The following is a 10,008-nucleotide window of genomic DNA, read 5'->3' as shown; positions in this document are numbered from 1 at the left end:
GTTGCGGCCCGCGTTTCAACCTTGCCCAGCAGTTCGCCCCATTCCTTGCTCTTGCCTTGGCCGCTGTTGTTTTCAAAGGCGGGAGCGTCGGAGCCGTTTTTACCGTTCTCCGCCGCTTCCACGCGTGCCCCGCCGACTCCGGGGACCGCCTCTGAGGCGGCATTGTGAGTTTTGCCCGCAGCGGCCGAGGCGCTGGCCAGCTTGTCCCCCGGATTGTTCCGGTTTTCAGCGCCGCCCGCTTCGCCCACGGCGCCACTCTGCTTGCCGTTCAGTTTGCGGCTCACCGCCTCGCTCTGCGAAGCGATTTCAGCGGCATCCGGACTGTCGGCCTGCTGGCCTGATTGCAAGGTCTGGTTGAGGATTTCCCGGCTCTGCTCCTGCACGGTCTTGTCGATCAGAATCCGGCTTTGTTCCACTTTGCGGTTTTGCAGGGCGCTTGCCGCCTTTTCTTTTTCCATGCGGTCGCGGGCTTTGCTGATGATGGGCTTGAGCGTCTGTTCCAGAGCCGCGTCCAGCTTCTCGCGATTGGCCTTGTCCGTGGCGAACTGCATGGAGGCGGGCTTCATGAGGTTGCCGAACTGCTCGCCGGTGACGCGCAAGGCGTCATAGCCGCCGAAATTGTCGGCAAGACTTTGCAGGCTGTTTTTGTTCAGACCCAGGCCCCTGCCCAGAGCAAGAGCGTCGTCGCGGCTGATTTCAATACTTTCGCCGGGGTCCAGCTTGGCAAAGGCGTCGGTGATCAGGGCCAGGGCGTCCTCGCCCTTGCCTTCGCCCATGCACTGCAGAACAGAAGCGGCAAGATCGCCCGTGGGATCAATCTTACCCAGCAGAGCGGTGATGGTTTCGGCGTCTTCATCGCTTACTCCGGCGGCCTTGCCCGTGCCCATCAGACTGGCCATGACCTGGGCCAGAGTGGCTCCGTCAGGCTGACCGGCCAGCACATCAAACTGTTTCAGGCTTTCCTCGGGAGCACCGGCCTTGAGCAGCTTTTCGCGTAATTCATGCAATTCCTGCTTGGTGAAGCAGACTTCATCCAGCGTATAGGTAACGCCGTCCGTGGTATGGCGGCTGTAGGGGCCTTCCACCATGGCCTGCGTCTGCCCGGAGCCGTTCTGCAAAGCCGCGTTTACCGACACGTCCTGCCCGCTTTCCACGGATTTCATGGCATCCTGCATGGCCTGCATGAAATCAGTGGAAGCATCGGCATCGGACTGGTTGCCCATGCTGCCCCAAAAATTCAAAGCGCTGTCGGCAGTGTCGGTGGGAAGAATTTGCATTGTCGCACTCCTTGCGCCTGTTGGTATTCAAGGAGTGTTCCAAAAATAAAAATGTAATGATTTTCAATGGATAAAACTGATCAACGCGGCAAGACTTGCCGGAAGCGGGAAGGGCGATGTGACATGAATTCTTACTGTTGCGCTTTATCGGGAAAGCAAAGGACGCACAGCGCGGTCAGACGGTCCACGGCCGTCTGCCAGCCTTGCGGCGTGAAATCGGCATTTTGCAGAAACATGTGCGTATGTCCGGCGAAAAGGCGCAGCAAGGGCGGTTCCGCACGCCAAAAGTCTGCGGGCAGCTCCCGGCTGCGCTGCTTGAGGCCGTCGGCGCATTGCGCGCAAAGGCGGGCCAGCCCGGAAGCCAGGCGTCGCGCCAGTTGCGGAAAGGCATTTTCCAGGGCCGCCAGACGTTGCCGGGCCAGAGGGCGCAGTGAGGGATCATACAGAAACAAAAAGGCGGCCTGCCAGAAATCCTCCAGCAAAAAACGGCAGGAACGGCTTGCGGGGCGGCCTTCCGGATCTTCCACGGCCTCAAGGCGATAGAGATCCAGAGCATCACGGCCTGTGCGGCGGAGGGACAAGCCGAGCAGCGGCCCGCTGCGGGCCAGCGGATGGGCATCCTGCGGATTTTCCAGGACGGCCAGAGCCGCCCGTGCCACGGCGGCCGGGCTGAAGGCCTGCTTACAATAAAGTTTCGAGCGGCGGCATTGCCAGCAGCCCACACAGCTCATGGCCGCGCGCAAAACCCATTGGCCGGGGGCGGTGGGACCTGTTTCGCGGGCATGCACAGGACCCATGGAAAGGTTGAGCACGGGCACGCCGAGCCAGTCGGCCAGGTGCATGGGGCCAGTATCCGGGGTGATGCAGAGGTCCAGGCCGCGCAGGACGGCGGCCACGTCCCTGAGCGGCAGGCGGCCGCAAAGGTTGGCGTGCGGCAATTGGGCCAGACGGGCCACTTCCTGCCCCAGCGCGCTTTCGGCCGGGCCGCCCAGAAAGACCGGCATGGCTCCGGCCCCGGCCAGCCGCCGGGCCAGCCGGGCCCAGAACAGGGCATCCGGGCGTTTGGCCGCTTCACTGGCCCCCAGCACCAGAGCCACGCGTCCGCTGCCCGCCCCCTTGGGCAGAATATGCCCCGTTTGGCCGGGACGCACTGCGGGCTCCAGATCCAGACGGTACAGATCCGACCAGTGAAAAGCGTTATGATGATTGTTCTGGGTCAGGGCAGTGCGGTAGAGTTGCCAGAAACCATGGACGTGCAGGCCGTCCGGCAGTGCCGCCGGGCCCAGCTTGAGCCCGGCTTCCAGACCGGCCAGGCAGGCGGCGGCCTCGGGCCGGGCGCTCAGATTGACGGCCGCCGCGTAGTGCCCGCGCGCCAGGGTGGGGCAATGCGAAGGGGGGAAAAAAACCACCTCCGGAGCCAGCGGCATCAGTTCCTGGAAAAACTGCGGCTCGGCCGCCACCCAGATGGGATGGCCCGGCCAGCGTTTTTTTAGGGCAAGCAGCAAGGGGAAGGTCAGGATCAGATCCCCCATGCGTTGCAATTGCAGAACCAGCAGGGGATCCGCACTCATGGACGCGCCTTGTCCACCTGGGGAGTTCCGTAGATCCGGCGCATATGTTCAAGCATTTCTTGAAGTCTGTGTTCCCAGGTATGGCAGGCCAGCACCCGTTTGCGCGCGGCAGCGGCCAGTTTACGGCGTTCAGCCGGGTGGGACAGATAGTGGCGCGTCAGATCGGGGATTTCTTCCGGATCGTGGTAGCAGGCCATTTCGCCGGGCTCGAAAAGCTGCTCCATCTGCGGCCGCCAGTCCGTGAGCACAAAAGCCCCGGCGGCGGGCACGTCGAAAATACGCTGGTTGACCGCTCCTTTCATCTGCTTGCTGGTACAGTTGAAATTGACGGCGGAATGCCCGTAAAAAGCGGGCAGTTCCGCATAGTAGCTCAAGGCGTCCAGATAGCGGGGCTGGCGGGGCTCGCGCCGAAATTCGATCCGCCAGCCCCGGTCGCCCACGATCAGGGGGCAAAAGGGCAGCAGACGGCGCACGCAGCCGTTGCGGTACAGGCGGGTGGCCTGCCAGGTGATGGCCGTTTCATAGGCCAGCCGGGCCTCGTTGTCGGGCAGGGCCTCATAGCGGGCATGAACCCCGGGAAAGGACTGGCGCAGAAAATCCGCCACCGAACGCTGCTCGCTGTCCATAAAGGCTTGGGAAACCTCACGGAAGGGCAACAGCAGTTCTCGTGGAAAACGCCCGTTTTTCAGACGGCCGCCCACCTTATAGAGCATGGAGTTGCCCACAAAGGAGATGTCGGCCTTCCAGGCATCGGGAACCGCCGCGCGGCTCGGGCGGAAGCGCTCCGGGTCCGTCCCCAGGGGCAGATAAAAAACATGCTCAAAGCCTGTGCGCCGCAGGCTTGCGATATTGTCCGCGTCCCAGGTGAACAACGCAGTCCAGGGACTGACGCAACGCGAGTAAAGGTGGATGATCAGATGCGGATTGTCCACGAACCAGGAGGCCAGCGGCAGTTGCAGCCGGGCCAGCAGGTCCATGAGCACTCCTTCCACGTCCACGCCCATGTGGTTGAGCGTGATGCAGCAGTCGGGCCTGAACGAAACCACGGCCTCCAGCAACCGCTGGACAAAATCCTCGCGGGCCAGTGTGTCGTCCTTGATGGTGATCAGCTTGTAGGCGAGGCCCAGCTTGCGGCAGGCCCCTTCCAGTTCGCCCATCAGGAAATATTTGCTGGTCAGCAGAAGCACGCGCGGCGCCGCCTCGCGGAAACGGGGCTGTACCGCGCGGCTCCAAAAGTCAAACCGGGCGCTGGCGGCGAGCTTTTCACGCAGCTCGCCGTAATAGGCGCGGTCCAGGCGCAGATAAAAGGGCAGGGCCAAGGGCAGCAGGCGTTTGCCGTTATGGCGCGTCTGCCAGTGGGTCAGCTCGTTGAGCGCCGCTTGGGGGTCGGCCGCGTTCACCAGAAGCACGCGCTGCCGCAGGTTTTCAGGCAGGGCGGCCAGCACGCCGGTCAGCTCTTGCAAACTTTTTTCTTTTTCCACCACGGCGATGGGGCCGTCGTGTTCTTCAAGCAAAAGATGAAGGGCGTGTCCCAAACCCGTGCCCAGCAGCACCGGCAGAGCATCCCGGCGTTGTTCCGGAGAAAGGCTTCGGACCACGGATTTTTCCCTCTCCACGCCGCCGGGACCGAGCATGGCGAAAGAACGTCCGCCCACATGGGCCAGCACGTCGGCCGGAACGCCGCCGGGGCATTGGCCGTCCGCGAAAACCGCCTCAAAGAGCGGGGTGTGTTGAAGGGTCATTTTCCCTTGCCCTTGTCGGCCGGGGGCAGGGGTTCCACGATAATATCGTCGTAACAGAGCCGGAAGAGCACGTTTTCATAAGGCCGCTCCACCAGCATGAAGGCCCGGCCCACGGAAATTTCCACGCCGGGATAGACCTTTCCCGGCACCATCAGGCGGCAGTTCTGCATGTAGTTTTCATCCAGGTAGAGCTTTGACCAGAGCATGTTGCGCTGCTTCATGATCCGTTCGCGCTGCTCGACGAGCCGGACCAGTTTGCGGCTGGCCTCATTGGCATCGGGCGGCAGATGCCCGGCCACGGCCTTGAGGTGGGTGATGGACTGGGACAGGCCGGAAATAATCTTGTCGATCTTTTCCAGCTGGCGGATGCTCAGAGGGTCGTAGCCCAGGTATATCTTGGTGGAAATGGCCGCCTTATTGCCCAACTGCCTGCCCACATAGACGCTGCCGTAGGCGTTGATGGTGCTGCCGTAGACCTGTTCGCGAACCACCATGTTGGCCCCGGCGTAAACCGTGCTGTACAGACAGTATTTTTCAACAACCATATTGCCGCGGGCGCGCGCTTCGATCTTTTCCAGAAAGGGCGTGAGCAGTTTGTCGCCCGCGTCCAGAAGGCAATGCTGGCCCGCGCCGCCACGCGCGCCGCCGTCCACCATCAGATCGCGGCGGGCACGCGCCACACCGCCTTCCACCATGCCCATGATTCGGAGATTATTGGCCTGCACGGAAAAACCGGAACGCACCGAACCATGCACGGCCATGTCTCCCACAAAGAAGATATTGCCCGTGCGGAAGCTGACGTCCTGACGCACATTGAGCAGGCGTTTGACCGTGATTTTTCCGCTGTTGTAAAAAACGTAGCCGTTGGAGGTTGAGAGCAGATAGTTGGGATAGGCCGGGTCCACACGGGTATTGGCCCCGCCGGGGAGTACGGGCCTGGAAAGTACAAAGCGCGGGTCCGGTTCCGCCCCGGCTTGCTCCAGAGGGATGACCTCGGCCAGAAGCTGTCCGGCAATGACATTCTGCACGTATCCCAGGCTGTAGAGATCCGAGCTCTCGCCGTCTTCGCCGACGCCGGGTTTTGGGCGCAGGTAGTCAAAATCCGGGTTGAAATAATGTCGAAGATAGTATTGCACCGTACACCATCCGTCTGGGCTGAAAAAACTGCCGCATACCGGCGGCGCGAAACGCTATTCCGCCGCGTCCGGAATATACCCTTTAAGCTCTTCCTCACTTTCATACGTGGGGAAAAAACCTTCCACCTCCGCGTCTTTCAAAAGTTGTGCCACATGCGGCGCGGGACAGAGCAAAATCAGCCTGCGTCCCCGACCCTGAAGTCTGGTGCTGATGCTCACGAGGACTCCCAGTCCGGCATTGTCCATTCGTCCTGCCCGGCTGAGATCCACCACCGCCTGGGTGATGTCCGGGGCCGCTATGTAGTTTTCCATTTGCCGATTGAACTCGACCACGTCAGCCAGAAGTATGTCGCCGGTCAGGCGCAGGATAATGACTTTGTTATACAATTCCGCTTGCAGATCAAACATGGCCGGGCCTCCGAAACATTTTCTCATCGGGGAAGCTTTGTTCCCGGTGTGATGGCGCTGCCTTCATCCTGCGGATAGCGACGACTCCAAGGCGCGAACCACGCCGTTACGCCCGCCGTCATATCCATGGCTCAGTATGCCAAAGCGGTTGAAACAACGCGCATTTTCTCTGAATTGCAGGCACGAATATCCGCTTTGCGGCCGCCGGCATTTCTGCATTGTTATCGGCAAAAAGTTTTGCGCGGCATGGCAACGTTGGAAGTCTTGAAATGCTGCCGACGGCAGCGCGAACTGATGTCATCCGCGCCTGAAGCCGAAGCCGGCCCGCATTCCCGGGTGGACAGGGAGCACGTCAGCTTGGAACCGGGTCCGGCGTGCCGCCGTTATGAAAAAACCGGGTGGAATCCAGCCAAATGGTCACAGGTCCCCAGTTGCAGAGGCGGACTTCCATTTCGGCTCCAAAGATGCCCGAAGATACGCTGCCGTGACACGATTCGTCAACATGTCTGACAAAACGCTCAAACATCGCGGCGGCCCAGGCCGGGTCGCCGGCGTCGGTAAAGGAAGGCCGACGGCCTTTGCGGCAATCGGCGTACAGGGTGAACTGGGGCACCAGCAACGCTTGGCCGCCGAAGTCCTGCAGGGAGCAGTGGAACTTGCGGGCCGCGTCGCCCTGGCCCGGGAAAATGCGCAGATCCAGAAGTTTGCGGACCATGCCCGCAAAGGCCGGGCTCTGGTGAAAATCCGGCCCGTCATCCCGGCCAAAGCCAACCAAGGCCAGCAGCCCCCGGCTGATGGCGGCCACAACGCGGCCGTCCACACTGACCGAGGCCTCGCGAACCCGTTGGACCAGTATACGCATCAGGCCCTGTCCCGGGGAGTGCGCTCGGCGGGAACGTCCCGGCGCGGAGCCGCGTCGGCGGAGGCTGTGTTTTTCTGGCCCGCCTGCCGGTTTTTTCTGCGGTCGGCTTTACGCTCTTCCTCTTCACGCAACGCCCGACGCAAGACCTTGCCCACTATGGTCTTGGGCAACTCCTCGCGAAACTCCACCAGGCGCGGCACCTTGTAGGAGGCCAGCTTGCTGCGGCACCAGGCAACGATCTCGGATTTGTTCAGGCTTTCGCCGGGACAGGGCACCACATAGGCCTTGAGCACTTCCCCGCGCACGTCGTCGCTGATGCCCACAGTGACGGCTTCCATGATTTTGGGATGTTCCAGCAACACCTCATCCACTTCACGCGGGTAGACATTGTAACCGCCCACAATGACCATGTCTTTCTTGCGGTCCACAATATAAAAATAACCGTCCTCATCCATGGTCGCCAGGTCGCCGGTATAGAGCCAGCCGTTGCGCAGGGCGCTGGCCGTCTCGTCGGGCCGCCGCCAGTAGCCGCTCATGACCTGGGGCCCCTGGATGACCAGTTCCCCCATCTTGCCGGGGGGCAGGGTCAGGGAGCCGCCTTCCATATCCACAATGCGGGCGTCGGTGCCGGGCAGGGGCATGCCGATGGAATTTTCTTTCTGGCCCTGGCGTCCCAGGGGGTTGATATGGGTAATGGGCGAGGCTTCGGTCAGCCCGTAGCCTTCCAGAATGGCGGCGCCGGTGGCCTCCTGAAAGCGGCGGAAAATTTCACGCGGCAACGGGGCCGAGCCGGAAACGCAGATTCGAATGCTGTGCAGATTGTAGCGGGCCAGATCCTTTTGTTGCAAGAGCGAAATGTAGACGGACGGCGCGCCCGGAAAAATCGTGGGCTTATGGCGGGCGATGATGCGCAGCACGTCCTGCGGCACATAGCGCGGCAAGGGCAGGGTTGTGGCGGCAAGGGCCACGGGAATGATCAGGCCGGTGGTCAGGCCGTAGACATGAAAGAAGGGCAGCAGGGAAATAAAAGTATGGTGCTCTTTGGCCGAGACGTGGATGATGTCCAGCACCTGGCGGCAGTTGGTGCCCAGGTTGGCATGGGTCAGCGTGACGCCTTTGGGCAGACCAGTGGTGCCGCCGGTATACTGGAGCATGACCGGATCGTGCAGCGGGTCCGCAATGGGTTCCGTATGGCGTAGCGCGCCTTTGCAAAAGGTCTTCCACTCAAAGACATGCTTGCCGTCGTAGGGAATGGGCACCTTGGGATTTCGGGCCTGCTTGAAACGGTACAGCCAGTTGAGAGGAAAGGAAAGCGCGTCGCCCACGCCGGTAATGATAAAATTGCGCAGCGGCAGGCGGTCGCGCAACGCGGCCACACGCGGCCAGAGCAAATCCAGCAGGATCATGTGTTCCGCCCCGGAATCCTGCATGTTTTCCAGCAGTTCCTTTTCCATATAAAGCGGATTGGTCATGACCACCACGGCCCCGGCCTTGATGGCTCCCCAGAAGGCAATCATGGTCTGGGGCAGATTGGGCAACATGATGGCCACCCGCTGGCCCGGCTCCACGCCCATGCGCCGCAAGGCTCCGGCAAAGAGTTCCGCCCGTTCGCGCAAATTTTTGTAGGTAATGCGCGTGTTCTGGAAGATCAGGGCGTTGCGGCGGGGGTAGGCTTCGGCGGCCTCGTCCAGCAGGGAGTAGAGCGGCTTGTCCCAGATCTCCACGGTACGGGGCACGAAATCCTCATAATGGGCGAACCAGGGCCGATACAACTCAGTGTTCATGGCGCATCCTTATGGAGATCAGAAGTCGGGGGATGGAACAGCCTGTGAGGAAAAGGGCGGCGTGCCGCCGACCAGCGCGCTGACCACGGCATAGGCCTTGATGCCCTCGGACCGCCCGGTAAAGCCCAGGCCTTCCTCGGTGGTAGCCTTGAGGTTGACCCGCGCCGTGTCCAGGCCTAGCAGCCGGGCCACATTCTTGCGTATTTCTTCACGGAAGGGCGACAGGCGGGGCGTCTGGGCCACGATAGTCAAATCCACATGGCTGAGCTCAAGCCCTGCGCCGCGCAGCATTTCCAGAACCTGATCCAGCAACACGGCTGAAGAAATGCCCTCATAGCGGGCCTGGCTGTCGGGGAAGTGCTGGCCTATGTCGCCCAGGGCCGCGCAGCCCAGCAGGGCGTCCATGAGCGCGTGCAGCAGCACGTCGCCGTCGGAGTGAGCCACAACTTCCGGGCCGCCGGGAATGAGCACGCCGCCCAGCTTCAACGGGCGCCCCGGACCGTAACGATGCACGTCGTAGCCCATGCCCGCGCAGGGGCGGGGCATAGCCTGTTCTCCGGCCAGCAGGGAAAGATCTTCGGGATGAGTGATTTTCACGTTGGCAGCCTCACCGGGCACGATGAGCACTTCGTGGCCCTGAACTTCCATCAGCGCGGCGTCGTCGGTGACGGCCAGGCCCGCATCCAAGGCATGTTGGTGGGCCTGACGCAGCAAGGTCAGGTTAAATCCCTGGGGTGTCTGCACCGCCGCCAGCCGGGCGCGCGGCAGGGTAGCCGCAACACGCCCGTCGTCCACCATTTTGATAGTGTCAGTGACGGGCAGACCGGGAACGACCGCGGGCGCGCCCTGGCGCAGGGCCTCACAAACGCGGCGTACCAGGGCCGGGCTCAGAAAGGGGCGGGCCGCGTCATGCACCAGCACGTACCGCGTCCGACGCGGCAGGACCGCCAGACCCAGGCGCACGGAATCCTGGCGCAACGCGCCGCCGGCCGCCGCCAGCCAGGGCAGGCCGAGATCCTCTCGCGCGTAAAGGGCATGCAAGCGCTCTTCCTCGGCGGTACGCCGGTCAGGGGGGAAAACAAAAACAATACCGGCCACCACGGCGCTGCGGCTCATGGCGCGCGCCGCGTGCCAATACAGCGGGACGTCCCGCCAGCATAAAAACTGTTTGGGACAGCCGCCGACAACGGCCGCCAGACGGCTGCCGCTCCCGGCGGCCAGGATCAGG

General features: G+C 62.2%; 8 protein-coding genes. All 8 read right to left on the bottom strand.

Going from position 1 to position 10,008, the window contains the following annotated elements; all coding sequences use genetic code 11:
• Positions 1–1,277 (bottom strand): flagellar hook-length control protein FliK (locus tag KH208_RS14205; RefSeq protein WP_291437373.1); only part of this gene is annotated, 1,277 nt, incomplete at its 3' end.
• A 131-nt stretch (positions 1,278–1,408) separates the two neighbouring features.
• Complete coding sequence (locus tag KH208_RS14200) at positions 1,409–2,848, bottom strand: glycosyltransferase family 9 protein (RefSeq protein WP_291437371.1); 1,440 nt, start codon at positions 2,846–2,848, stop codon at positions 1,409–1,411.
• Positions 2,845–4,590 (bottom strand): glycosyltransferase, encoded by a 1,746-nt coding sequence (locus KH208_RS14195; protein WP_291437370.1) that lies wholly within the window; start codon positions 4,588–4,590, stop codon positions 2,845–2,847. The genes KH208_RS14200 and KH208_RS14195 overlap by 4 nt, the downstream gene beginning before the upstream one ends.
• The gene (locus tag KH208_RS14190) at positions 4,587–5,726 is read right to left on the bottom strand and encodes a FapA family protein (RefSeq protein ID WP_291437367.1); all 1,140 of its coding nucleotides are present in this window, start codon (positions 5,724–5,726) and stop codon (positions 4,587–4,589) included. Before KH208_RS14190 ends, KH208_RS14195 begins: the two co-directional genes overlap by 4 nt.
• 54 nt (positions 5,727–5,780) lie before the next feature.
• Positions 5,781–6,134 (bottom strand): STAS domain-containing protein, encoded by a 354-nt coding sequence (locus tag KH208_RS14185; RefSeq protein WP_291437365.1) that lies wholly within the window; start codon positions 6,132–6,134, stop codon positions 5,781–5,783.
• A 352-nt stretch (positions 6,135–6,486) separates the two neighbouring features.
• Positions 6,487–6,996 (bottom strand): D-aminoacyl-tRNA deacylase, encoded by a 510-nt coding sequence (gene dtd / locus KH208_RS14180; protein WP_291437363.1) that lies wholly within the window; start codon positions 6,994–6,996, stop codon positions 6,487–6,489.
• Positions 6,996–8,780, bottom strand: coding sequence for a long-chain fatty acid--CoA ligase (locus KH208_RS14175; RefSeq protein ID WP_291437360.1), 1,785 nt, complete (start codon positions 8,778–8,780; stop codon positions 6,996–6,998). Before KH208_RS14175 ends, dtd begins: the two co-directional genes overlap by 1 nt.
• A gap of 18 nt (positions 8,781–8,798) precedes the next feature.
• Positions 8,799–10,007, bottom strand: coding sequence for a 2-C-methyl-D-erythritol 4-phosphate cytidylyltransferase (ispD, locus tag KH208_RS14170; protein ID WP_291437358.1), 1,209 nt, complete (start codon positions 10,005–10,007; stop codon positions 8,799–8,801).
• Between the last annotated feature and the right edge of the window lies 1 nt (position 10,008).

Source organism: Desulfovibrio sp., from assembly GCF_018379785.1.
GTDB lineage: Bacteria > Desulfobacterota > Desulfovibrionia > Desulfovibrionales > Desulfovibrionaceae > Desulfovibrio.
Note: the sequence above shows the minus strand (reverse complement) of the source record. Positions and strands in the feature narration are given on the sequence as shown.

Coding starts and splice junctions, on each gene's coding strand:
- KH208_RS14200 (WP_291437371.1), bottom strand. CDS start 2,848: ATGAGTGCGGATCCCCTGCTGGTTCTGCAATTGCAACGCATGGGGGAT.
- KH208_RS14195 (WP_291437370.1), bottom strand. CDS start 4,590: ATGACCCTTCAACACACCCCGCTCTTTGAGGCGGTTTTCGCGGACGGC.
- KH208_RS14185 (WP_291437365.1), bottom strand. CDS start 6,134: ATGTTTGATCTGCAAGCGGAATTGTATAACAAAGTCATTATCCTGCGC.
- dtd (WP_291437363.1), bottom strand. CDS start 6,996: ATGCGTATACTGGTCCAACGGGTTCGCGAGGCCTCGGTCAGTGTGGAC.
- KH208_RS14175 (WP_291437360.1), bottom strand. CDS start 8,780: ATGAACACTGAGTTGTATCGGCCCTGGTTCGCCCATTATGAGGATTTC.